At 42.5% G+C, this 23,549-nt stretch carries 21 protein-coding genes; 14 read left to right on the top strand and 7 right to left on the bottom strand.

The features are described from left to right. Positions 1-35: 35 nt before the first annotated feature. From JMX89_RS00260 to sstT, 4 genes are all read left to right on the top strand, one after another. Positions 36-641 carry a cysteine hydrolase family protein gene (locus tag JMX89_RS00260; protein ID WP_201530597.1) on the top strand — a complete coding sequence of 202 codons (606 nt, stop codon included), beginning with the start codon at positions 36-38 and terminating at the stop codon, positions 639-641. 251 nt (positions 642-892) lie between these two features. Continuing rightward, positions 893-2,545: a leucyl aminopeptidase gene (locus JMX89_RS00255; RefSeq protein ID WP_201550438.1), complete on the top strand. Its 1,653-nt coding sequence runs from the start codon at positions 893-895 to the stop codon at positions 2,543-2,545. Positions 2,546-2,595: 50 nt separating this feature from the next. Beyond that, the gene (locus JMX89_RS00250; protein WP_201550436.1) at positions 2,596-3,084 is read left to right on the top strand and encodes a DNA polymerase III subunit chi; all 489 of its coding nucleotides are present in this window, start codon (positions 2,596-2,598) and stop codon (positions 3,082-3,084) included. A 195-nt stretch (positions 3,085-3,279) separates the two neighbouring features. Next, positions 3,280-4,482: a serine/threonine transporter SstT gene (gene sstT / locus JMX89_RS00245; RefSeq protein WP_068407337.1), complete on the top strand. Its 1,203-nt coding sequence runs from the start codon at positions 3,280-3,282 to the stop codon at positions 4,480-4,482. A 130-nt stretch (positions 4,483-4,612) separates the two neighbouring features. Here the strand turns inward: sstT and JMX89_RS00240 are convergent, their stop codons facing one another. Together JMX89_RS00240 and JMX89_RS00235 are read right to left on the bottom strand one after the other, a co-directional pair. Further along, on the bottom strand, positions 4,613-4,936 hold the full coding sequence (locus JMX89_RS00240; protein ID WP_144297316.1) for a chaperone modulator CbpM: 324 nt from the start codon (positions 4,934-4,936) through the stop codon (positions 4,613-4,615). 85 nt (positions 4,937-5,021) lie between these two features. Continuing rightward, positions 5,022-6,002 carry a DnaJ C-terminal domain-containing protein gene (locus tag JMX89_RS00235; protein WP_201530600.1) on the bottom strand — a complete coding sequence of 327 codons (981 nt, stop codon included), beginning with the start codon at positions 6,000-6,002 and terminating at the stop codon, positions 5,022-5,024. Between the two features lie 543 nt (positions 6,003-6,545). Between JMX89_RS00235 and JMX89_RS00230 the strand changes: the two genes are divergently transcribed. After that, the gene (locus JMX89_RS00230; protein ID WP_011512421.1) at positions 6,546-6,908 is read left to right on the top strand and encodes a septal ring lytic transglycosylase RlpA family protein; all 363 of its coding nucleotides are present in this window, start codon (positions 6,546-6,548) and stop codon (positions 6,906-6,908) included. Positions 6,909-7,012: 104 nt separating this feature from the next. Here the strand turns inward: JMX89_RS00230 and JMX89_RS00225 are convergent, their stop codons facing one another. Then, positions 7,013-9,004, bottom strand: a complete 1,992-nt coding sequence (locus tag JMX89_RS00225) for an ATP-binding cassette domain-containing protein (RefSeq protein WP_201530601.1) — start codon at positions 9,002-9,004, stop codon at positions 7,013-7,015. 503 nt (positions 9,005-9,507) lie between these two features. Between JMX89_RS00225 and erpA the strand changes: the two genes are divergently transcribed. The 8 genes from erpA to JMX89_RS00185 all read left to right on the top strand — a co-directional run bounded on the left by erpA (position 9,508) and on the right by JMX89_RS00185 (position 17,855). Further along, positions 9,508-9,888 (top strand): iron-sulfur cluster insertion protein ErpA, encoded by a 381-nt coding sequence (gene erpA / locus JMX89_RS00220; RefSeq protein WP_020442442.1) that lies wholly within the window; start codon positions 9,508-9,510, stop codon positions 9,886-9,888. 395 nt (positions 9,889-10,283) lie between these two features. Further along, complete coding sequence (gene gshA, locus JMX89_RS00215) at positions 10,284-11,867, top strand: glutamate--cysteine ligase (RefSeq protein WP_413786897.1); 1,584 nt, start codon at positions 10,284-10,286, stop codon at positions 11,865-11,867. Positions 11,868-11,922: 55 nt separating this feature from the next. Then, positions 11,923-12,453: a disulfide bond formation protein B gene (locus JMX89_RS00210; protein ID WP_011512418.1), complete on the top strand. Its 531-nt coding sequence runs from the start codon at positions 11,923-11,925 to the stop codon at positions 12,451-12,453. Positions 12,454-12,646: 193 nt separating this feature from the next. After that, complete coding sequence (locus tag JMX89_RS00205) at positions 12,647-13,270, top strand: copper resistance protein NlpE N-terminal domain-containing protein (RefSeq protein ID WP_201550432.1); 624 nt, start codon at positions 12,647-12,649, stop codon at positions 13,268-13,270. Between the two features lie 289 nt (positions 13,271-13,559). Then, a complete protein-coding gene (locus tag JMX89_RS00200; protein ID WP_201550430.1) occupies positions 13,560-15,077 on the top strand; it encodes a Mur ligase domain-containing protein in 1,518 nt (505 codons plus the stop codon). A 313-nt stretch (positions 15,078-15,390) separates the two neighbouring features. Then, the gene (locus tag JMX89_RS00195; protein ID WP_011512415.1) at positions 15,391-15,645 is read left to right on the top strand and encodes a GlsB/YeaQ/YmgE family stress response membrane protein; all 255 of its coding nucleotides are present in this window, start codon (positions 15,391-15,393) and stop codon (positions 15,643-15,645) included. A gap of 235 nt (positions 15,646-15,880) precedes the next feature. Beyond that, a complete protein-coding gene (def, locus tag JMX89_RS00190) occupies positions 15,881-16,435 on the top strand; it encodes a peptide deformylase (RefSeq protein ID WP_181209325.1) in 555 nt (184 codons plus the stop codon). 244 nt (positions 16,436-16,679) lie between these two features. Further along, a complete protein-coding gene (locus JMX89_RS00185; protein WP_201530604.1) occupies positions 16,680-17,855 on the top strand; it encodes a type III PLP-dependent enzyme in 1,176 nt (391 codons plus the stop codon). A 95-nt stretch (positions 17,856-17,950) separates the two neighbouring features. Here JMX89_RS00185 and JMX89_RS00180 read toward each other — a convergent pair whose 3' ends face one another. The 3 genes from JMX89_RS00180 to dnaJ form a co-directional block, all read right to left on the bottom strand. Next, positions 17,951-18,871: a hypothetical protein gene (locus JMX89_RS00180; protein WP_201550429.1), complete on the bottom strand. Its 921-nt coding sequence runs from the start codon at positions 18,869-18,871 to the stop codon at positions 17,951-17,953. A gap of 101 nt (positions 18,872-18,972) precedes the next feature. Next, complete coding sequence (dapB, locus tag JMX89_RS00175) at positions 18,973-19,803, bottom strand: 4-hydroxy-tetrahydrodipicolinate reductase (RefSeq protein ID WP_201550427.1); 831 nt, start codon at positions 19,801-19,803, stop codon at positions 18,973-18,975. Positions 19,804-19,973: 170 nt separating this feature from the next. Further along, positions 19,974-21,110 carry a molecular chaperone DnaJ gene (gene dnaJ / locus JMX89_RS00170; protein WP_011512410.1) on the bottom strand — a complete coding sequence of 379 codons (1,137 nt, stop codon included), beginning with the start codon at positions 21,108-21,110 and terminating at the stop codon, positions 19,974-19,976. A gap of 484 nt (positions 21,111-21,594) precedes the next feature. Between dnaJ and JMX89_RS00165 the strand changes: the two genes are divergently transcribed. Beyond that, on the top strand, positions 21,595-22,248 hold the full coding sequence (locus JMX89_RS00165) for a DUF2939 domain-containing protein (protein WP_227672968.1): 654 nt from the start codon (positions 21,595-21,597) through the stop codon (positions 22,246-22,248). 121 nt (positions 22,249-22,369) lie between these two features. Here the strand turns inward: JMX89_RS00165 and JMX89_RS00160 are convergent, their stop codons facing one another. Then, the gene (locus JMX89_RS00160) at positions 22,370-23,455 is read right to left on the bottom strand and encodes a disulfide isomerase DsbC N-terminal domain-containing protein (RefSeq protein ID WP_201530607.1); all 1,086 of its coding nucleotides are present in this window, start codon (positions 23,453-23,455) and stop codon (positions 22,370-22,372) included. Between the last annotated feature and the right edge of the window lie 94 nt (positions 23,456-23,549).

Genomic DNA, 23,549 nt, shown 5'->3' with positions numbered 1-23,549 from the left:
ACACTTATATCGTTTACTAATTAACGGAGCATAAAATGTCTATTCCCTCTACTTTACTTGGATTAGCTGGTGGTCAATTTAATGAGATTGATTGGTCAAATTGCGCTATCGTCATGATTGATTTTCAGAATGAATATGTTGACGGCGCGATGCCGTTAGGTGATGCCGGTAGTAAAGCTACTGCGAACGCGTGCCTGCTACTCGATAGAGCTAGAAGCGAAGCTATCCCGATATTTCATGTTACTCATCACGGGCAGGATAATGACAAAATTTTCAATCCATTATCATCAAAAGTAGATATTATTAATAGCCTGCAGCCCATTAATGACGAAAAAACCATTGTTAAAATGCACCCTAATGCATTTTATGATACCGAGCTGCAAGCGCTAATAAAATCGGCTGGTAAGCAACAAATTATTTTTGCAGGCTTTATGAGCCATATGTGCGTCAGCTCAAGCGTCAGAGCAGCCTTTGATTTGGGTTTTGAAAATTTTGTTTGCCATGATGCTTGTGCCACGCGCGATCTGCCTAGTGTTGCAGGACAAGTCATAACGGCTAGTACTGTGCATGACAGTGCGATGGCTGCACTTCAAGATAGATTTGCCGCTCTAGTAGCGACTGATAAGTTGACTAACAGCTAACGACAGACCCTAGAATAATGCAAGAAATAGCTCCAGAAACATTACCTAACCCTTGCTAACTGCGTACTGTATGCCGATATGCTACACTACTATGCTTGCTTGATAGGTGTGCTATTTAAGATAAGTAGCAGTTAGAATACACTATCGACTCAAATGCGTTAGCAGGTAAAATTTGATATCTTTTTAAATTTGACACCTTACTGTATTCACGCTTTTAAAAAAATGCATTCATCTAATAAGGATAACAATATATGAATATTAAATTAACGCAAAGTTTACCGAAAACCCATACACAAAAAATTCTTAAAAAAGAAGCCAAAAGCAAAGATGCCGCTTGCCTCGTCGTCTTAATCGATGATAAGAAAAACATCTTAGCAGAGTCGGTATTGAGCGATTATCAAAGCCGTATTGCGCAATTGATGGAAGTATCACATTTTAATGGTAAAGCCTGCGAAACCGTCGCTGATTATGCGCTCGCTGGCGACAAGAAAACCACGAAAGAAAATCCAGTACAGCTATTACTCGTTGGTGTGGGTAATCTTGATAAGCTTGGTCACAGCGTATTGCAAAAAATCGCCAATACCATCTATCAAAGCACGCAAAAACGTGTTGACTCTATCACCGTTGCTTTAGGTGATGCTTTAGAAGAAAATCATTTCAGCCAGTTTGCCCTTAATTTATTGGCAGCAAGCTACCGTTTTGATAAATACAAATCTGAACAAAGCACGCCTGTTTTAACCGACATCTATTTATTGGCTGACGAGTCATTAGAAGCTGCGTTAACATTTGCCCAAGCGGTATTCGCTGGTCAAAGCTTAACCCGTGACGTCGCCAATGAGCCGGGCAATATCTGTTTCCCTGCTTACATGGCCGAACAAGCCGAAGCGCTTGCTAAAGCTTATCCTGACTTATTAAAAGTCACCGTCTTGGGTGAAGATGAGATGTCAGCGCTGGGTATGAACTGCTTCTTAGCGGTTGCCCAAGGCTCAGCCAAAGAAGGCAAATTGGTATTGTTAGAGTACCGCGGTAAATCTAACTTTAGCGCTAAAGTCGGCGCTAGCAAAATCGCCAATAGTGGTGCAAAAGTAACAGGCGGTCTAAAAGCCTTGGCGGATAAATTACCGACCAAAGCTGCTAGTAAAAAATCTGACAAAAACAGCGATGTAAAAACTGTCAATGATGATGCGCCTATCGTCTTAGTCGGTAAGGGCGTGACCTTTGATTCAGGCGGTATCTCAATCAAACCCGGTGCGGCGATGGATGAGATGAAATTTGATATGGGCGGTTCAGCATCGGTACTTGGTACGATTAAAGCTTTATGTGAAGCGCGTCTCCCGATCAACGTCGTTGGTGCGCTTGCTTGTGCAGAAAACATGCCATCAGGGGATGCCACGCGCCCAGGCGATATTGTCAAAGCCATGAATGGCAAATCGGTTGAAATCTTAAATACCGATGCCGAAGGTCGTTTGGTATTGGCCGATACATTATGCTACGTACAGCGCTATAATCCAAAAGCCATTATCGATGTGGCAACGTTGACCGGCGCTTGTGTGGTTGCCTTAGGTCATGTGCGCTCAGCGGTATTTAGTAATGACGAAGACGTGTTGTTTGAATTAGAAAACGCCAGTCATTTGTCGGGCGATTTAATCTGGCATATGCCGTTAGATGATGAGTATCAAGCGCAGCTTGACTCGCCTATCGCTGATATGCAAAACATCGGTGGTAAAGGTGGCGGGGCTATCACAGCCGCTTGCTTCTTATCGCGCTTCGTTGAAGAAGGTCAAGCATGGGCGCATTTGGATATCGCTGGTACGGCATGGAATTCAGGTAAAGACAAAGCAGCAACTGGTCGCCCTGTTCCGCTATTTATGCAATACCTCAAAAACAGCGCAAACAATGCCTAATCCGCTATCAATAATCTATTGGTAAAATACCAATTTATGAAAATGAATTTATGAATATCAGTTTTTATATTTTAAGTGAGAGTAAAGCCCAAGATATCTTGGGCTTTATTTGTCAATTGACCCAAACCGCGCTGAATAAAAGCGCTCAGTCGCTGTTGATTCTCATTGATAAAGATGATGAATTGCTATCGACACTTGATGAGGCGCTATGGTCATATGATGCCGCAAGCTTTATACCGCATCAGCGACTTTTGCACGCTACTATTTCTGAGCCTAAAGATGCTAGCAAATCTGTGCAAGAGAATAACGAGGCATTAGCCCCTGTTTTACTTAGCAGTTATATGCCAGCGGATTTTAAAGGTATTGTCCTAAATACCACCATCCATCCTGTCAATCGTTTTATGGCAGCGACCAATAATGCCCAGCCTACTCGGGTGCTTGAGCTGATAAAACCTGACCCTGAGAGTACGCAAGAAGGTCGGCATAAATACAAAGCCTATCAACAATTGGGCTACGAGCTGACCCATTTTAAGGTTTAGCTATAAAATCCCTTTATTTCTCGTCCTAAAAAACACTTCTATTTTTTCACATTGCGCACTTTTACTTCACCTTATGTGTTTAGGTAGACATGGGTTAAAGGTAGGCGTTTATCTTAAAAAAATGCTACCATCCTTCGATTACTTTTCCGTTCTATTATAAATTTTATATTTATTGACAAAGTCGAGGGTGTATAGATGCGTTCATTGATTGCGATGTACCAGCGTATAGGGCTGGTGCCGCTTATTATTATCGGTTTAATATTAGGCGTTTTGATTGGCTGGCTGGCACCAAATATCGGTGTTGCGCTGGGCCTATTAGGGACGCTATTTGTCGGCGCGCTAAAAGCAGTCGCGCCGATATTGGTCTTTATTTTGGTCATGGCAGCGATTAGCCAACATCGCAGTGGCAATGAAGTGTATGTCAAGCCGGTGTTGATTATGTATATGTTTGGCACTTTTTTGGCAGCACTGACCGCCGTTGGCGCAAGCTTTTTATTCCCTACCGAGCTAATATTGGTCAATGCCAACATTGAGCAAGTACCCCCTGCTAACCTGCAAGAAGTACTCACCAACTTGCTGATGAATTTGGTTGCCAACCCTGTGCAGGCTATCGCTGATGCCAATTATATTGGTATTTTAGCGTGGGCAATCATCATTGGTTTTGCCCTACGTCAAGCCAGCGATACCGCGCGAGCCGTGGTCAGTGATTTTTCTGATGCCATCTCGCAAGTGGTCAAATGGGTCATTGCGCTAGCGCCATTTGGTATTTTAGGCTTGGTTGCCAATACCGTCGCTGAGACAGGCTTTGCCGCCCTAGCAGGTTATGCGCGCATCTTGATGGTACTGGTCGGTTGTATGTTGTTTATTGCGCTAGTAGTCAACCCTATTATCGTCTTAGTTAAGACGGGTAAAAACCCTTTCCCACTGGTATTTACTTGTCTGCGTGAATCGGGGATTACCGCGTTTTTTACCCGTTCATCAGCCGCCAATATTCCGGTTAATATGAACCTTGCGCGTAAATTGGGTCTACACGAAGACACTTATTCAGTCACCATTCCGCTAGGTGCAACCATCAATATGGCGGGTGCGGCGATTACCATTAACGTCTTAACGCTAGCAGCCGCGCATACACTTGGTATCGAAGTAAGCTTTGCCTCAGCGCTACTACTAAGTTTGGTCGCAACGATTAGTGCTTGCGGCGCTTCTGGTGTGGCTGGTGGTTCTCTACTTTTAATTCCATTAGCTGCGAGCTTATTTAGTATTCCAAACGACATCGCCATGCAAGTGGTGGCAATTGGCTTTATCATCGGGGTGGTACAAGATTCCGCTGAAACTGCCTTAAACTCATCAACAGACGTCTTATTTACCGCTGCCGCTGATCCAAAATATGCGCGTTAGTTGTTAGTTGTTATTTGTTAGTTATTGACGTTGGTTTTAATGAAAAACCGTCATTTTTAAAGCGGTATTTTTAATAGTATAAAGGGTCTCATTTAGAGACCCTTTTTTATGGGTAATGATAAGACGTTGGCTATTTTAAATGCTCGACGTCTACTTCAATCACCGGCATCTGCATATCAAGCTGGCGCTTTAATTGGCGCAGCTGCTCAACCTCATCTAGTAACTCCAGTATCAAACCAATCGCCGGCACGCTGGCTTCAAAGTCGCGGCTGAGTCGCGAGGCACGGCGTACGGTTGTCAACTGATAACCGGTAAATTGCTGACGCTCTGGTACATCATATTCGATAATATTTTCTTCAAGCAATTCGATGACCCATTGGCGCTCTTGCCCACAGGCAGATACAAGCTCATCTAGGCTCAAGATAATGTCGGTAAATTCAGGCGAGTGTTTCATAGCGATTATCCTCGTTTTTCTTTATTTTATCGTTATCGTCTACATCTCTATTAAGGTATTAAACGGCTTTTATAAATCTATTTGTTTATCGTTCAATGGTTGTGTCAGTGAAGGCTTGTTTTAGTGCTTCATAAGCGTTGATTTCCGCTTCACTATTGATATCTGGATTGACAATATTTAGGGTTAAGTATAAATCGCCTGCTTCTTTAGCAGGAATACCTTTGCCTTTTAGACGTAAATTGCTGCCTGATTTGCTATTTTTAGGAATTGTCACACCTAGTGTGCCCGCTGGCGTATTAACATTAATTTTTTCACCCAGTGCTGCCTCCCATGGGGCGATGTTTACAGTTTGGTAAATATCTGCGCCTTCGATACGGATATTTGAAGCATGACTGATTTTAACCTTTAAAAATAAATCACCATTTTTACCATTACCGCTGCCAGCCGCTCCTTGTCCAGCTAATCGAATTTGCTTGCCATCCGTAATGCCTTTAGGGATTTTAATTTTAAGGGTCTTATTATCGTAGCCCACACTGCCATTTGGCTGACGCACCGGAACATTTAACTTAATACTATAGTCATCACCGTTATAGACCGAAGCCAAATCAACCGTAATCTCGGCATGTTGATCTTGACCTTTACTATCTTGGTTGCCAAAGCCGCCATATTGCGACTGACCACTATTTTGTCCGCGTGCGCCGCGTCCAAATGCCGAAAAAATATCATCGAAGCGGAAACCTCCATCGCCGTAAGCCTCACCTTCCCCAAACTGATCTTTGATATCTTCCCAACGGAAGCCACCCTGACCAGCACCTGCTTGCCCGCCAAAACCGCCACCTTGACCAGCAAAAGGATTGTTTAGCATCGCATCATATTCAGCACGCTTGTCCTTATCTCTGATGGTTTCATAAGCATTATTAATCTCAGCAATCTTATTATCGGCATCTGGCGCATCGCTGACATCTGGATGATATTGACGGACGAGCTTACGATATCTTTTTTTAATATCGGCGTCTGAGGCGTCTTTGTTGACCCCTAAAATGTCATAGTAGTTTTTTTCTGCCATGTTATGTTCCTCAAAATAAGATCTATTAATAATAATGAAATGCCAATTGTAAACGCTAGTAATCGAAATTAGGTTGGCGATATAACAGATTGTGACCCTAGTCTACTTATAATGATAGCGCTAAAAAAACCAAATACCATTGTAGAAATATTACCAATATAGGGGATTCAACTTAAAAGCGATACCGTGCACTTGCTATACATTATTATCGTCTCTGCTAGGCAGATAGTAGTATGCAAGGGATATTTTTCTTTGAAACATACTGTTTACTATGAAGGATTTTTACTTTCAACTGATTTTATAATGAGAGAATCGACCAATAAATTGTTTATATTAACAGCAATCTAAATATAGCAAAATAGGTATATATATCATAACTTACTGTTAAAACAGCATTTTTGACCTAAAGAGTTTTTTTACAGAGCTGTAAGAATGTGAAAAGTTATTTCTTGTATGATGTTTTATATTATTTGTACTCATAGGGAGTATGCATAACATAGGCAAGAGTATCTGTCTATTTCTTCAATAGCCAAAAGGTTTTAAATGTCTTATTTAATCAAGTCTTTAGTCATCACTTTATCAATACTATTGAGCGCCACTGCTTTCGCCGGCAATACCAGCTACTACGGTAGCAAGTTCCACGGTAAGCGTACGGCAAGTGGTAGTATCTTCAATATGAACTCCCTGACAGCCGCACATAGAACGCTGCCGTTTGGTACGAAGGTACAAGTGACCAACAAAAAGACAAAGCAGAGTGTGATTGTGAAAATTACAGATAGAGGGCCTTTTATACGAGGTCGCATCCTTGATTTATCTAAAGCTGCTGCTGGTCAAATAAACTGTCAGCTTTGTACTACTACGATGGAAATCCTATCTTATGGTGATGGTCGATATCGTAGAGAGTAAGGCAATAAAGTAAAAAAAGGGAAGGCGTAAGCCTTCCCTTTTTTAATGACTGAGTTTTATCGCTTGGTTTCGATTAAAAACCAATTGATAAAAACCTCACGGTATTAGCCGATATTGGCTTCCATTTCTTCCAAGGTTGTCATTGCCAGTAGCAATTTTTCTTCATGTTGACTATGTTGTTGCTGTAGCACGGTTTGCTCATTCAGCAATACCATCAAATCAGCCTTACGACTTTCTTCATAAAGATCCGTATTCGCCAGCTTTTCTTCTAACACCAGCAGCTTTCCATCAATTGTTGCCAAGGTCTTTTCTGTATTTTCAATATCACGGCGAATAGGCGCGGTTAATTTGCGTTGTTCAGCGGCCAGCTTGCGCTGCGCATCTTTACCCACTTGCTTGCTTGCTTGGCTACCTACTGAATTGGCATCTGTTTCACGTGAAACAAACTTCTTACTCTCTTTTTTGCTTTTCTTCTTACTGGTATTTTTGTCTTGCGAATTTTCTTGTTTACGTTTTTCAGCAAGCCATTTACCATAATCACTGATGTCACCATCGAACTCATCGATTTGACCATCATGTACCAAAAATAGCTCATCACAGACATTGGCAATCAACTCGCGGTCATGCGAGACTAGTACCACTGCCCCTTCAAAACCTTGCAAAGCAATCGTCAACGCCTGACGCATTTGTAGGTCTAAATGGTTGGTTGGTTCATCGAGTACCAGCACGTTCGGACGTTGCCAAACAATCAAAGCCAATGTTAAGCGCGCACGCTCACCACCAGAAAATAGCTCGCTTATGGTATCGATACGGTCGCCACGGAAATCAAAGCTACCCAAAAACGAGCGTAACATCGCATCAGACGTTTTGCCTGCCAAACGACGCAACATCTCTATCGGCGTTGCCTTCGGATCAAGGATATCCATTTGATGCTGGTTAAAGTAGCCAAGCTTTAGCGTATCAGAAACGTTATAGCTGCCCTTTAATACGCCAAGCTCACCGACCAAGGCTTTAATCAAGGTCGACTTACCAGCGCCATTCATTCCAAGCAGCCCAATACGAGTATCAGGGGTAACTTGTACGTTTGCATTATAAAGAAGTGGCGTGTCGCTATAACCAATATCCGCATCGGTCAACTCAATCAATGGCGAGCTCATATTAGCCGGCTCATAAAAGCGAAACGAGAACGGGTTGTCTGCCATCATCGGCGACAGCTCTGCCATGCGCTCAAGCTGCTTGATACGGCTCTGCGCTTGCTTTGCTTTACTGGCTTTAGCACGGAAACGACGAATAAAGTCATCCAAATGTGCTTTGGTCGCTTCTTGCTTCTCAAACGCTTGCTGCTGCTGCGCCATACGCTCATGACGGGTTCGAATAAACTGCTGATAGTTACCGGTATAAAGGGTGATTTTTTGTTGCTCAACGTGCAAGATATGACCAACGGTGTTATCTAAGAACGTTTGATCATGCGAAATCACGATGACCAAACCAGTAAAAGCATTAATCCACGTCTCAAGCCACAAGATAGCATCCAAATCCAAATGGTTGGTTGGTTCATCGAGTAGCATCAAGTCAGCGCGGCTCATCAAGGTCTTAGCAAGGTTTAAGCGCATACGCCAACCCCCTGAAAACCCTTCTACTGGTAGTTCGTGCTGGTTGGTATTAAAACCAAGACCCGCCATAATTTGCGCGGCTTTGGTTGGCGTACGATAGCCATCAATCTCATCAAACTGCTGATGCAGCACACCAATCTGCTCATCACTGACACTGCTTAAGTCATTCAAAGTAGCATTAATCTCGTACCACTGCTCATCACCGCTTAGCACATAATCAATCGCCGTCTGTGTGGTCGCGCCAACTTCCTGCGCCATGTGCGCTACGTGCCAGCTATCAGGGATACTCACTTCACCCCTATCAAGGGTCACTTCGGTATCGCCGGTACCCATTCGTGTCAATAACAAGGCAAATAAGGTCGATTTTCCGGTCCCGTTATTGCCCGTTAAGCCAACTTTGTGGCCCGGATGTAGCTGGAAGCTTGCCCCTGCAAACAACTCACGACCATCACGGCGAACACCAACGTCTTTAAATTCGATCATATAATTTCTTCATCTCAGCGGTAATATAAAACATAAGGCAATAGGAAAAACACTTCTCTGGCGTGTTTACTGGCGGCTATTATTTCAAACGCCTAACCGATAGGCAAACAATTAAATAAGTATTTTAAATTCAAACCTTTATACTGCTACTAATTCCCTTGTATTAACAAACAACAAGGGGCATATATAAGTAGGTTATAATAGCAAATGCTACTGTTAGCCTTGACAAATCAATCATTAGCCCAATTATGTTATACTAGCAAAACACTATTGACATCAGGCAGTTAAGTACTGATATTCTCAATTAAAGCCTAGTTACTATGCTGTCTATATCGCAGTGGTGGTCCAACAATAGCGATACCTTGCATAAAGAATAGTGCAGTTGCCGGTAGGTCATGAATAGCAGCTATGAAAAGCTACTGGCAAGTCATCTTAGCCTGTATCAATAGACGACCTCGCATAGGTAAAAATAATAACATCTGATTTTAGCAATTGAGGTAGATATGAACCAACCAGCCAACCAATTTAATCCAAGCTCAAGCCAACCTGTCGATCCAACGGTTTTGAATCTGACTGACAGTGCAGCGCAAAAAGTCCGTCGCCTGCGTGAAGAAGAAGGCGATAACAACTTGATGCTACGCGTGTATGTGACGGGCGGCGGCTGCTCAGGCTTTTCTTATGGCTTTAACTTCGCCAATGAGCTCAATGAAGATGATGCCAACTTCGATAATAACGATGTGACCTTGGTCGTTGACTCATTAAGCTATCAATACCTGCAAGGCTCTACCGTTGATTATACCGAAGGCTTGGAAGGCGCACGCTTTATCGTGACCAACCCTAATGCGACGACCACTTGTGGCTGCGGCTCGTCATTCTCGATCTAAATACTCGCTTTGGTATATTTTAATATCCAATGACTATATAAAGAATTGTTTTGCTATGGCACTTATCCGATTGGTAGGTGCTTTTTATTTCAGATATTTTTCCTGTAAAAATTTGGGTGCATGGGCTATTGATAAAAATAGAGTTGCCCTCCATAAAAGCTTTCAAGAAAATAAGCACAAACGATCAATTAAAGTCACAACTTTCTTAGGGCTTTACTGCTATTTTATGGCTAGATTTTCTGCCAAACAATGTGGAATTCACCTTCAGTAAAACTGACCGTATTTGTAATCGTGCGTGGTTTTTAGCCTGTCTTTGGGCTAAACTGAAGTCACTATTCTCTATTTTCCGATTAGCCATTGATGGTTTTTTAATCAATAATAACCAATAACAACAGATGATCCTTATGAGTAATTTTGCGAGTAGCTTTGTCGATTTTGATATTCCAAACTGGTTTGCCAGCGAGCATTTAGCAGGCATGTTACGTGGTATCGAAAAAGAAGGATTGCGCGTGACGCCTGATGGTTATTTGGCCCAAACGCCGCATCCTGCCAAACTCGGCTCCAAGCTGACTCATCCTTTTATTACGACGGATTACTCTGAAAGCTTACTTGAGCTGATTACCGACCCCAAGTCATCACCAAAAGAGACACTAAACATGCTGCGTCAGCTGCATCTGTTGGTCTATAAAGGTATGCCTGAAGATGAGCTGATGTGGCCGCTGTCTATGCCTTGTATGCTGTCATCAGATGATGAAGATATTCCACTCGCGGACTATGGTAGCTCTAACACGGGTAAATTGAAAACTTTGTACCGTAGTGGACTTGGTGTTCGTTATGGTCGCCGGATGCAGACCATTGCAGGTTTACATTATAATTTATCATTTGGTGACGATTTATTCACTGCATGGCAAACACAAACGCCTACTGCACAATCTCTGACATTAACAGAGTTTAAAAACGATAAATATCTGGGTCTGATTCGTAACTTTAAGCGCCTGACCAGTTTGGTGCTGTATTTATTGGGCGCAAGTCCGAGTGTTTGCCCTTGTTTTGTTTCAGGGATTGAGCACGACCTTGAGATGTTCAACAATTCAACCTATTATAAACCAACTGCTACCAGCCTGCGTATGGGTAAACTTGGTTACACCAATAGTGTGCAAGAGCACCTTGATATCCGCTATAACAACTTGCCTGAATATGTCAAAGGTCTGCGCCGTGCGATTCAAACCCCACACGAAAGCTTTGAGAAACTCGGCTTAGATGATGAGAATGGCAATCCTATTCAAATCAACAATCATATTCTACAAATAGAAAATGAATACTACAGCCCTATTCGTCCTAAACAAATAGCCATGAGTGGCGAAAGCCCAACTGAAGCACTTGAGCGTCGTGGTATCGCTTATGTTGAGTTTCGTGCGATTGATTTGGACCCTTATAGCGATATCGGTATCCGCTTATCTAGTGCCTGCTTTTTAGAAGTGATGGCGCTTTATTGCTTGCTTAGTGATTCCCCTGAATTAATGCCTGAGGAAGAAGATGCGCTCGCTATCAATCTTGAGCGCGTCGTTAATGAAGGTCGCCGTGACAATTTACAAATCCTTAATAATGGTGCCGAGCAATCATTAGAGAGCTGGATGCTGATGCATCTAAATCGTATGCAGCCGTTAGCGGCACTACTAGATGCCCACTATGGCGGCAATGATTATCGTGCAGCAGTTGCCTTGATGCAAGGCAAAGCTGGTCACTCTGAGTCAACTATTTCAGCGCAAGTGAACTCTGATAGCAAGCGTTTGGGCAGTCTATGGCAGTTGGGCTTTACCTTAGCGCAACAGCACCGCGACTCGTTATTGCAGCAGACCCTCAGTCCAAATACCCAAGCAAAATATGAAGTGCTCGCCGAAAAATCCATCTTACAACAAGCGGAGATAGAAGCAGCTGAAACAGAAGATTTCATGGATTTCTTGCAGCAATATCGTTAATCTTTCATATCTTTCTGTCCTTTATTAACAAGCACTTTATAAGAGTATCTGCCCCATGCTACAGCTAACCACTTACCGCAATCTGCAAGTGTTTTTAGTCATAATGACCGCGATAGGCATGAGCTTTGCACTATTTTTCTTACAGCGTTATATGGGGTTCTCACCTTGTCCGCTTTGTATTTTTCAGCGGATTGGTCTGATGATCATGGGCGGGTTTGCTTTAATCGCCGCTTTGTTTCATCCAAAATCGATGGTTATCAGACTACTACTTTGGCTTGGTAGTTTAGCGGGTATCGGCTGGGCGGCGATAGTCGCAGGACGTCATGTCTGGCTACAGCATTTACCAGCAGATCAAGTCCCGTCATGTGGTCCGGGTTTGGATTATTGGCTTGATACCTTGCCTATGCAGCAGGTATTAAAAGAAGTATTTGCGGGCTCTGGTGAATGCGCCTCTATTGACTGGACGTTTCTGGGCTTAAGCATCCCTGAACAATCCTTGATTTTATTTAGTATTCTCATACTGACCCATTTGCTTATCTTGTGGCGTATCGTACGTCCTGCTACTCCTAAGCCTCTCGCTCGATAAATAACGCACGGCGCGCTATTCAGAGTTTCTCCATTTTTATCACATAATTTAACGAAATCAAGCTCGCAACGCGGGCTTATTGTCGTTACTCTAGTCGTTTTCGTTCTAGGTGGTTTTTACGCTGATTTTAGAGTCAAAATGACATCAGTTGTAATTAGCAATATTGTTTAAAAATCTGCTCTGTGGTAATACTATGATAAATTTTTCGCCTGTATTTTCTGCTTCCTCGCTTAACAACCGCTGTCTACGCCTATTATTAGCCGTACCGGTCTGTATCGCCCTGGTGAGTTGTGACAGTGCCTCTTCTTCTACAAATAAAAATACCCAAGGTGCGCCGATTAACAGCGACCAAAGTAACGTTTTGAATAATGATGAACCTGCCTTAGAAGACAATAGTGCTAAAGCATTAGCTAATGAAGACAGTGATCAAGAAGGACAGGCACTTATTGCAGCAGCAAACTCGAATGATAACTCAGCACGTTCACCGATGATTTCAGCAGCAAATAGCGACAGTATGTTGCAAGCGACCTTGATGGGCGATTATGGTGGCGTTGTCCCCTGCCCATCTTGTGGCAGTATCGACCTCACGCTAAACTTATTCGCTGACGGTTCAGTATTGAAAACCAGTGTTTTTAATCAGGCCAAAACGCCGCAACCGCCTTTGATAGAATCCGGTGTCTATCGTCAAGACAATGATGTAATTACTATCGTTTATGAGAAAAAAAATATCGAAACCTATCAAATTCAAGACAATCACTTGATCATGATGGATGAGTATAAAAATCCTGATGAAAACTATGCTTTAGCACGTCAATAAATGCGTGAATGGCAACGCCATATAGCATCTTTAAGATAACACTAAATCCGACTACTTTATAATTTTGATAACGCCTATTTACTAGGCGTTTTTTATTGGTCAACGAACCATGATTACTTTACAATGAGCGCTTGCCTGCTGTGCTACGGTCGTTGGCTCAACATAAAAGAGTACTGGCTTAAATAGTAATTTGCTAAAATAAATATTAGCTCAGCCAAAATACAGCAATCTCTTTTATTACCTTACGTTAGATTTTCATTCCTCTTATTCAAGCTCGTACGGAACGTCTATGCATATTCATATTCTTGGTATTTGTGGTACTTTTATGGGCTCACTGGCATTGCTAGCGCGCGAGCTTGGACATACGGTCACAGGCTCAGATGCCAACGTTTATCCGCCGATGTCCACCCAACTGGAAAACGCGGGCGTGACCATTGAGCAAGGCTATCTGGTAGAGCATTTGCAACCAGCACCAGATTTGGTTGTCGTTGGTAATGCCATGAAGCGTGGCATGGATGTCATCGAATATATGCTGGACACAGGTCTACGCTATACCTCAGGACCACAGTTTTTATCTGAGCAGGTATTGCAATCGCGTCATGTGATAGCCGTTGCCGGTACTCACGGTAAAACCACCACGACGACTATGCTCGCTTGGATATTGCACTATGCGGGTATCGACACTGGGTTTTTAATCGGCGGTGTGCCACTTGTTGATACCACTGATGAGCATTTACAGCACGTCTTCGCTCACAGCAGTTATTTGGGTGCTGACAAAATTGATAATGACGATTCGGCAAATACTGGCTATTTCGTTATCGAAGCAGATGAATACGATTCTGCATTTTTTGATAAGCGTTCAAAGTTCGTACATTACCGTCCGCGTACGGCTATTTTAAATAACCTTGAATTTGATCATGCGGATATTTTTGCGGATCTTGATGCTATTCAGACCCAATTTCATCATATGGTACGTATGATTCCAAGCACTGGCAAAATCATTATGCCCACAGCGACTGCCAGCTTAGAGGAAACGTTAGCGAAAGGTGTTTGGACACCCGTTTGGCGGACAGCAGTATTGGACGCAGCGGCACATAATACCTATGCAACAGATAATACCTACGCAAAAGATAAGCATGTGAAAGATAGTAATGATTGGCAAGCTGAACTTATCAGCGCAGATGGTGGTCAATTTGCGGTTAGTTTTGTGGCTGATATTACTGATAAAGAAGCCACGGGAGTCGTCGATTGGTCGATGAGTGGCATTCACAATGTGAATAACGCCTTGGTTGCTGTCGCAGCGGCTTATAACATCGGCGTCAGTGTTAAAACTGCCTGCGCGGCGTTATCAGCATTTGCTGGTATCAAGCGCCGAATGGAGCTGATTGGCGATGTCAATGACATCTTGGTCTTTGATGATTTTGCTCATCACCCAACGGCAATTACGACCACTTTGGATGGTGCTAAGAAAAAGCTAGCTGATAGACGACTTTGGGCAATTATTGAGCCACGTAGCAATACCATGAAAATGGGTATCCATCAAGACAGCTTGGCTGAGTCCGCTGCTCTCGCCGATCATACCTTATGGTATGATCCTACCGGACTTGAGTGGGGTCTAAAAGAAGTCATTAATAATGCCACTATCGCAAATCCAGATATTGGCAGCCAACAGGTACTCTCTAGCGTAGAAGATATCATTACTCATATTTGCACATATGCCAAGGCTGGTGATGCGATTGTGATTATGTCTAATGGCGGCTTTGAAGGTATTCATCAGCGTTTATTAACCGCTTTAGCTAATGGTTAGTCTGGCTCTATAACCCTGTAGAATAACAGGCGTAGCTCATTAATAATGAACTACGCCTTTTTATTTCTTTTTATACTTATAAAAACTATTTCTACTTTAATAGAGACATACAGTCATTTCATTAGCGACTTTACTACCTTTGTAACACCCCGTTTACCTATTTCCCCTGCTAAATAGCAAATATCGCTTTTTCCTCACAGAGCCCATACATAGGTAACATTTTTTGCTTATTTCTCGATCTCGATAATGTTTACAATAGATTCAACAAAATAAGTAAACCATTATAAATGATAGACACTTTAGGAGAATTGATATGAGCTTTATTTGGATGATTATTGTTGGTCTGGTTGCAGGTTTATTGGCACGTGCGATTAAGCCAGGTAGCGATCCTATGGGTTGGATTATGACCATTGTATTGGGTATCGTTGGTGCGATGCTTGGTGGTTTTGTTGCTGGCCTAATTGGTATCAATGCTGATGGCGGGTTCACTGGTCTAATCTTCTCAGTAATTGGTGCGATTATATTACTGTTCATCTATGAGATGATTATGAGTAAACGTCGCGTATAATTGGACACAGCTGAATAGCTAATATATTTCAATAACGAATACATAAAATAAAGGTCTTGTGCAATCAAGGCCTTTTTTATTGTTTCAAATTCCTCTATCAATACATTATTACTATATTTTTCTTATATTTATCAGTCAGGATATCGTCCTTTAGCTATTGATAAGCATTACTTTTGTCCCCATTTATCTTATAATATCAAACCTATTTTTTATCTTTATCATTGAGGTGAGCCTTATGGCGTTACTCCCTATTTTAAGCTATCCCGACCCGCGTCTGCGTACGATTGCAACGCCTGTCAAGGAAGTCACTGCTGAAATCAAAACCTTAATCACCGATATGATTGAGACCATGTACGATGCGCAAGGTATCGGTCTGGCTGCAAGCCAAGTGGATCACCATATCCAGCTTATCGTGATAGATTTATCAGAAGATAAAGACAGCCCAAGAGTGTTTATCAATCCAACAGTGACGCCATTGGTTGAAGAAAAGCAGCCGTATGAAGAAGGTTGTCTGTCCGTGCCAGACGTCTATGACAAGGTTGAGCGTCCAAACAAAGTGCGTATCGAAGCACTAGATGAGAATGGTGATAAGATTGATGAAGAAGTAGAAGGCTTACTTGCCGTTTGCATCCAACACGAAATGGATCATCTGAATGGGGTGATTTTCGTCGATTATTTGTCGCGTTTGAAACAGACACGTGCGCGTGATAAGGTGCGTAAAGTCCTTAAAATACGTGAAAAACAAGGTGAGCAAGTGGCGGAAAAAGAGCCACAGCCAGCAAACTATTAATCTATTTCTTTGATAAGCTGATTGTTACATACGTTTATCGTCAAGTGGTTTTGTTATGGCTTATGCTACGTTTTAAACGCTGTCTGTTTTAGATACTGCACATAGCGCAGCGATAAGGCGACGATTGAACGCTTAGATTTTAGCGTAAAGAATTTGGGTTTTATTATTAGTTCTGGTTAGCATCACTCCTTGTTAGCTTCATTCCTTGTTCTCATTAAATACTGTTTTTATTAAAGGTCTTACTATGATTAAAATCGACCAATATTTTGACCCTGCCGGCTGGCAGAAATTTACTAAAGCGGCTGAAGGTCGTGAAACGCCATTTTTGGTGGTTGATCTTAATCGCATTAAAATAAAATATCATGAAATGGTTGGTTTTTTTCCTCATGCTAAAATCCATTATGCGATGAAAGCAAGCCCTGCTGTTGAAGTCATCAATCTGCTTGCTGAGCTTGGTTCAAACTTTGACTGTGCATCGATTTATGAGCTTGATCGCGTGCTTGACTGCGGCGTTGAGCCCTCACGTATCTCTTATGGTAATACCATCAAAAAGCCTGAACATGTCAAATACGCCTTTGAAAAAGGGGTTGATTTGTATGCGACCGACTCAGAAGCAGATTTAAAAAACATCGCAAAATATGCACCTGGCTCAAAAATATTTGTACGTATCTTAGTACAAGGGTCAGATACCGCTGAATGGCCATTGTCACGCAAATTTGGTTGTCACCCCAATATGGCGATTGAACTATTGATTCAAGCGCAAGAATTGGGCTTGGTACCTTATGGCATCTCATTCCATGTGGGCAGTCAGCAAAAAGACGTTGCCGCTTGGGATGATGCTTTAGCCAAAGTTAAATATATGTTTGATTGGATGAAGAACGAAGAAGGCATTAAGCTTCAAATGATTAATTTGGGTGGTGGCTTTCCGGCAAACTATCTGAGCGAAGTCAATCCTATCAAAGTCTATGCTGAAGAGATTCAAAGCTACTTAAGCGATGACTATAGTGCTGAAGATATGCCAGAGATTATTTTAGAGCCCGGTCGCTCATTGGTTGGCGGTTCAGGCGTACTGGTTAGTGACGTGGTATTGATTTCTCGTAAATCGCATACTGATCTGACACGTTGGGTCTATACCGATGTGGGTTTATTTCAAGGTTTAATTGAAACCTTAGGTGAAGCTATCAAGTACCCCGTTTATACACCTAAAATGGAAACCTCAACCAGCGCGGGTACGGTGGTATTAGCAGGTCCTACTTGTGACTCAACTGATATTATGTATGAAGAAGCAGGTTATCAGCTACCAGAAGAGCTGGAGATTGGTGACAAGATATTTTGGTTAACTACGGGTGCTTATACCAACTCGTACTCATCTATTGAGTTCAATGGTTTTCCACCATTAGAAGTGGTCTATGTTGACTAATTTTTGACAAATAATCGTTACTATAAAAAGCGCGGCATTGTGAATAACAGTGCCGCGCTTTTTTATGTTTATTTTGCTATAGTATTTATCATTAGCTACTGTACTAGTATCGATATTGGCACATCATTGCTACGGCTGTTATTTTGGTTGCCACCATAACCTGCGGTCTGATTTTGGCTGTTTTGAGAGATTTTCCCGATAGTCACCCATTGTCCACGTGGCACAATAATGGTGCTATGCAATCTTTGCCCTTGCACGCTACTATTATAACCATGGCGATTATAAGAAAGATTGGCGCGCACGAGCTTTTCTTCAACTTGGGTCAATTGTACTTCGACTTGTCCATTAGCAAGTAGCCTTGGCAATACCGCAATACCTTGGCTCGTTGGCAATAAGAGCTGCTGCTGGATAATAATCCTTCCTGCTGGACGGTTGTAAGCTGGATAGGTTGGATAACTATTGGCAGTATAGGTTTGATTTAGTGCATAGAGTGTACCCGTGCTGATACTTGCCGCGCTACCCGATAAGGTTTGGATTTGGTATAAATTATTTGTTTGTTGTTGGCTATTACTCTGGTTGATAATCCCTACGCCTTGGATACCGCTATTACTAATAGTGACCTGCCCTTGCTGAATATTACCCTGAGCACTGCTATTATTGCCGACACGCACAGCGACCGTCAATGCCTGTGGCTGACGGTCAATCTGTGCCAATAGCTTTTGTACTGCCTGATAGTTGCTGGCAGTGGTACGAAGCACTAGCTTATCTTGATAAGTCGATACCGTGCCGCCGTCGCGACTAGCATTTAACTGCTGACGAACGGAAGGTAGCAATGCATCACCGCCATACGTATGAATGACATAGCTTTGATAAGCAGCTGCTTGTACAACTATTGGCACTACAGTTAAACTTAGGATAAATGCTATCTGGCGTCCATAACTTATAGTTTTGGCAGTTTTTATAATAGCCAGCTTTCGACCAAAACTCGCTATCAGATTTTCACTAAACTTATTCATAATTGACCTCTAGCAATAGTTAAACGCTATCAAAAGCCATACTCAGTAGCTACCAAACCATAAGAAAAAACCTTAATAATTCAAACCTTACTCGTTAAAGTCTAGTCATTCAAACCTAAGACATCCTGCATATTATATTGTCCAGCCGATTGCTGAACAATCCACGTAGCGGCACGCACAGCGCCAGCAGCAAAAGTCATTCTTGCGCGCGCGCGATGGGTAATTTCAACAACTTCGCCATCCGCAATAAACATCACAGTATGATCGCCGATGATTTCACCGCCACGTATCGCATGAATACCAATCGTACCTGCTTCGCGCTCGCCAGTTTGTCCTTCACGACCATAGACAGCGACGTCTTTTAGATTCTGTCCACGTGCTTCTGCCACAGCTTCTGCCATCATGTAAGCCGTACCTGATGGCGCATCGATTTTATGCTTATGATGCGCTTCAATGACTTCTACATCAGCATCAGTGCCAAAAGCTTTAGCAGCCATGCCTAATAGCTTTAATGACAGATTAACGCCTGTTGAATAGTTACCCGCATAAACGATAGCAACTTGCTCACTCGCTTTTGCCAATACTTGCTCTTGCTGCTCATTAAATCCTGTCGTGCCGATAACCATGGCGACGTTGTGCTCAGCACAGACTTGCATGTTTTGTTCAGTAGCAGCAGGCAAGCTAAAGTCAATCAATACATCAATCCTATTAATCACTGACTGTAAATCATCGACAATTTTTACATCCAATCGACCGACCGCAGCAACTTCACCCGCATCGGCTCCAACCAAACTTGAACCTTGACGCTCAATCGCTGCAGTTAATATCGTTTGTGGATTGTCTTGTATCGCTTCGATAAGCATACGTCCCATACGTCCACCTGCACCGATGACACCGACATTAATCATTTTTTTATTCTCTGGCTGACTCATATAATTATCCTAAGTACTTTATTTTTAATACGCTGGTTTCTAAATTTGTTAGGCTAAGTTTAGCAAATATCAGCTTATGAATGGTTTTTTATAGCACCAATAAAAAGCTCGATAGTTTCACGTGAAACTATCGAGCTTTTATCATTTATCCATTTAAATAGCGAATACTGTTAGTCAAACAAATCGCCAATCTTTTTAAAGAAAGATTTTTTATGTGGTGACTGCTGATGCTTACTATCACCATCCAGTGTATCTTGGAATTGACGTAGCAAATCTTTTTGCTCACGAGTCAGATTCACTGGTGTTTCGATGACCACACGGCAGATCAAATCACCTTTCATGGTCGTACGTACTGGTGTCACACCTCTACCACGGACACGTAATAATTTACCACTTTGTGTGCCTTCTGCAACCTTGATTTTCACTTTGCCATCTAAGGTTGGGATTTCAACTTCTTTACCAAGTGCTGCATCAGTGATACTAACTGGCACATCCATATACAAATCGGCACCTTGACGAGTAAAGACGTTGTGCTGTTTGACACGTACTTCGACGTATAAGTCGCCGTTTTGTACGCCAGCGCCGCCCGCTTCGCCTTCGCCTGCTAAACGGACGCGATCACCATCATCAACGCCTGCTGGAATAGAAACTTCTAGCGTGCGTGACTTGTCTTTGACGCCATTACCATGACAGTCAGAACAAGGGTTTTTAATTTGTTTACCAGTACCGCCACAATGTGGGCAGGCCTGTTGAACGGCAAAGAAGCCTTGTTGCATACGAACTTGACCTTGACCATGACAAGTTTGGCAAGTCACGATATCAGAGGCATTTTTTGCGCCTTTACCATCACAAGTATCGCAAGGCGCAGGAGCTGTAAAGCTGATTTCTTTTTTGCAGCCGCGTACCGCTTCTTCTAAAGTTAGCTCAATCACATAACGTAAGTCTGAGCCGCGACGCGAACGCCCACCGCCGCCGCCACGTGACTGACCAAAGATATCACCAAAGTTGCCAAAGATATCACCAAAGATATCTTGGAAGTTCCCACCACCGCCACCGCCGAAACCACCACCGCCCATGCCGTTTTCAAAAGCAGCATGACCCATACGGTCATAGGCTGAGCGTTTTTCTTCGCTACTTAATACTTCATAAGCCATCGATGCTTCTTTAAATTTTTCTTCAGCATCTGGGTCTTCAGAGTTACGGTCTGGATGGTATTTCATGGCAAGCTTGCGGTAGGCTCGCTTGATCTCTTTGTTATCAGCGGTCTTACTGACACCTAGTATTTCATAAAAATCGCGCTTACTCATGGGCTCTCCTATCGTCTTCACAGTCCACCGCTTGGTTGCTTTATCGTTCAATACTGCTCATCATCGCAAAAAATGTTTCACATGAAACATAGCGGAAGACAGAGAACAGTGATGACAATCGTATAAATCTTACTAGCGAATACAGTGGGGTGCTGCTTAGTCAAATCAATTATTAAAAGTTTGCGCTATTTATGGAGATGACAGCACCATTTATCAAGTTGGCAGAAGTACAAAGTGTTAATTAGACTCTTTAGTTAATATTAAAAAGAATTCATTAAGCAATGAACAAAGGTTTTTATACCTACATAATGCTCAGCCATGCTAGTATTTATCGCCATATAGATAGCGGTAGTCGAGTCCGTTTAAAGCATGAATGCCACTAAAGGTGATGCTCTTTTATTTTAAGCCAACTGTACTCGAACATTACTCTTTAAAGTCCTATTTACACTCATCGCCATTACGCTTGTATCAAGGTATCGATTTTATGAAAAAGCTGATTATTTTATTGATTGTCATTGCCGTTACTATCTATGCAGGCTCGCCTTATTACAGCGCTTATCAGCTTAAAAAGGCTTATGATGCCAAAGATGGTGCGACTATCGCGGCAGCTATCGACTATGAGCAAGTACGCCCAAGTATGCAAAACCAGCTCACTGAGCAATTTGCCGTGACCATGACAAAATACCCATTGGTCGCTGAGCTTGGCGGCGAGCCACTAAAAGAGGCAGCTAATGGTTTTATTATGCAAGCAGTCGCTGGTGCCATCACACCGCAAAATATCGAAAAAGTCATCAATACCCAAGGTCAAGCCAACACTGCCACTAAAGAGCTGGCGGCAGCGTGGGCAATCGCTAGCAATAAAGTAGATTTAAAAAATCTCATTCAAAATCTGATTATTCATCGCGGTGATGTTAATGCTGTGGTCAAAAATCAGATGCAGAAAATCATGGAAAAGCAGGCTGATGAGCTTGAACAGCAGGCAGCCCAAGGGACTGACAGTGACAAACCCCAATTAAGTTACTGCGGCATCAATTGCTTTACCATCAGTGGTCAGGTAAAAGGCTATCCTTTGACTATAGAGATGCAGCGTGAGGGTTTAATTAGCTGGAAAATCGTCGATATCGTCTTGCCGCAATAGACTTACTACCATCAACTGTTATATGAATAAAAACCCGCCCTATGAGCTATATTCATAGGGCGGGTTTTTATTTCTTATTCAATATGATATCCATCATAACTATTATAGAAATATCAACAACTTATTTTACTCCCAAGAATTCTAAAAACTCAGGACTCTCAAAGCTCGCTTGAAACAGTACACCATCTTCACGATAAATAGCAGGAGTTGCCATGACGGCTAAACCTGCCGCTTTTTCACGATTGCCTGCCACATCATCAGTTTTGCAAGGTGCAGGCGCTGGTGTCATCTTGCCATGTAGCATCGCCTGATCAAGCGCTTTACGACGACTTTCCTCATTACCTTGGCACCAGATACCGCGCATTTGCTCAGGCGATGCTTCATAAATCGGATAACCAATGGTTTTTATCGTCACGCCTTTGGCATTAAGCATCGGCATCTGCTTATGTAATCTGCGGCAATAAGGGCAATTGACATCCGTTGCTACGTAAATTACCGCTTTTTCAGCACTGGTGGCAGGATAGGTAATTAGCTGCTTAGTATCCAATGTAGTTAGGACAGATTGATTTTTAAGCTTTTCAAAGCGGTTATCAAGCCCAGTAAACTGACCATTTTCGATGACTGATATCTCACCATCGGTGATGTACTGGGCGTCATCTGATAACAAGAACGGTACGCCCTCTAAAGTCGCACCCCAAATCACACCCGGTACTGCAGTGTAAAAGAACGGTGTTTTGTTACTCATGTTCTTAAGCGCGCCCATATTTGCCAATATGTCAGATTTGATACTGGCACTGACAGGCTTACCTATTTGCGCGCTGGTGCTACGCGCTAGCGTTTTGGTCACTACCCGCTTGCTTGGATTCTTTTGCAGCTCGCCTTGAATGACATATTTACCATCTTCAGTAATATGTAGTGGCAATTGCTCAGCCAAATTGACTTGATACATATTGGGTAATTTAGAGGGTACAATCGAGGTTATCTGCGTTTTGATACCTGCTTGAGTCAGCAATTGGCGCAAACGGCTATCAACAGATTTACTGACTGTACCAATAGCTTTCGTATTCTGACCAACTTGGGCACTGTGGTTAACCTTTTGGCTGACTGTTTTATTGGTCATATCGGCAGTGTTCGGCTGCGCGCAAGCAGTGGTTGCTAACAACATAACGCCAATCAAACTTGCGGATTTTAATACAGGGAGTTTCACAGAGACCGTCCTATCTGGTTTTTAATAATGATCGTTATTCACTAATGCTTATTTAATAAAAGAGCAGTAAATAACATTATGTAAAAATATAGAT

Origin of the sequence: Psychrobacter sp. DD43 (genome assembly GCF_904846555.1) — a bacterium.
Taxonomy (GTDB): domain Bacteria; phylum Pseudomonadota; class Gammaproteobacteria; order Pseudomonadales; family Moraxellaceae; genus Psychrobacter; species Psychrobacter cryohalolentis.
Note: the sequence above shows the minus strand (reverse complement) of the source record. Positions and strands in the feature narration are given on the sequence as shown.

Bases quoted from the DNA above. Each gene is read 5' to 3' on its own strand.
- dapB (WP_201550427.1), bottom strand. From the start codon at position 19,803: ATGAGTCAGCCAGAGAATAAAAAAATGATTAATGTCGGTGTCATCGGT.
- JMX89_RS00240 (WP_144297316.1), bottom strand. From the start codon at position 4,936: ATGAAACACTCGCCTGAATTTACCGACATTATCTTGAGCCTAGATGAG.
- JMX89_RS00165 (WP_227672968.1), top strand. From the start codon at position 21,595: ATGAAAAAGCTGATTATTTTATTGATTGTCATTGCCGTTACTATCTAT.
- JMX89_RS00205 (WP_201550432.1), top strand. From the start codon at position 12,647: ATGATAAATTTTTCGCCTGTATTTTCTGCTTCCTCGCTTAACAACCGC.
- JMX89_RS00260 (WP_201530597.1), top strand. From the start codon at position 36: ATGTCTATTCCCTCTACTTTACTTGGATTAGCTGGTGGTCAATTTAAT.
- dnaJ (WP_011512410.1), bottom strand. From the start codon at position 21,110: ATGAGTAAGCGCGATTTTTATGAAATACTAGGTGTCAGTAAGACCGCT.
- JMX89_RS00210 (WP_011512418.1), top strand. From the start codon at position 11,923: ATGCTACAGCTAACCACTTACCGCAATCTGCAAGTGTTTTTAGTCATA.
- JMX89_RS00235 (WP_201530600.1), bottom strand. From the start codon at position 6,002: ATGGCAGAAAAAAACTACTATGACATTTTAGGGGTCAACAAAGACGCC.
- sstT (WP_068407337.1), top strand. From the start codon at position 3,280: ATGCGTTCATTGATTGCGATGTACCAGCGTATAGGGCTGGTGCCGCTT.
- JMX89_RS00230 (WP_011512421.1), top strand. From the start codon at position 6,546: ATGTCTTATTTAATCAAGTCTTTAGTCATCACTTTATCAATACTATTG.
- erpA (WP_020442442.1), top strand. From the start codon at position 9,508: ATGAACCAACCAGCCAACCAATTTAATCCAAGCTCAAGCCAACCTGTC.
- JMX89_RS00225 (WP_201530601.1), bottom strand. From the start codon at position 9,004: ATGATCGAATTTAAAGACGTTGGTGTTCGCCGTGATGGTCGTGAGTTG.
- JMX89_RS00185 (WP_201530604.1), top strand. From the start codon at position 16,680: ATGATTAAAATCGACCAATATTTTGACCCTGCCGGCTGGCAGAAATTT.
- gshA (WP_413786897.1), top strand. From the start codon at position 10,284: ATGATCCTTATGAGTAATTTTGCGAGTAGCTTTGTCGATTTTGATATT.
- def (WP_181209325.1), top strand. From the start codon at position 15,881: ATGGCGTTACTCCCTATTTTAAGCTATCCCGACCCGCGTCTGCGTACG.
- JMX89_RS00255 (WP_201550438.1), top strand. From the start codon at position 893: ATGAATATTAAATTAACGCAAAGTTTACCGAAAACCCATACACAAAAA.
- JMX89_RS00250 (WP_201550436.1), top strand. From the start codon at position 2,596: ATGAATATCAGTTTTTATATTTTAAGTGAGAGTAAAGCCCAAGATATC.
- JMX89_RS00200 (WP_201550430.1), top strand. From the start codon at position 13,560: ATGCATATTCATATTCTTGGTATTTGTGGTACTTTTATGGGCTCACTG.
- JMX89_RS00180 (WP_201550429.1), bottom strand. From the start codon at position 18,871: ATGAATAAGTTTAGTGAAAATCTGATAGCGAGTTTTGGTCGAAAGCTG.
- JMX89_RS00195 (WP_011512415.1), top strand. From the start codon at position 15,391: ATGAGCTTTATTTGGATGATTATTGTTGGTCTGGTTGCAGGTTTATTG.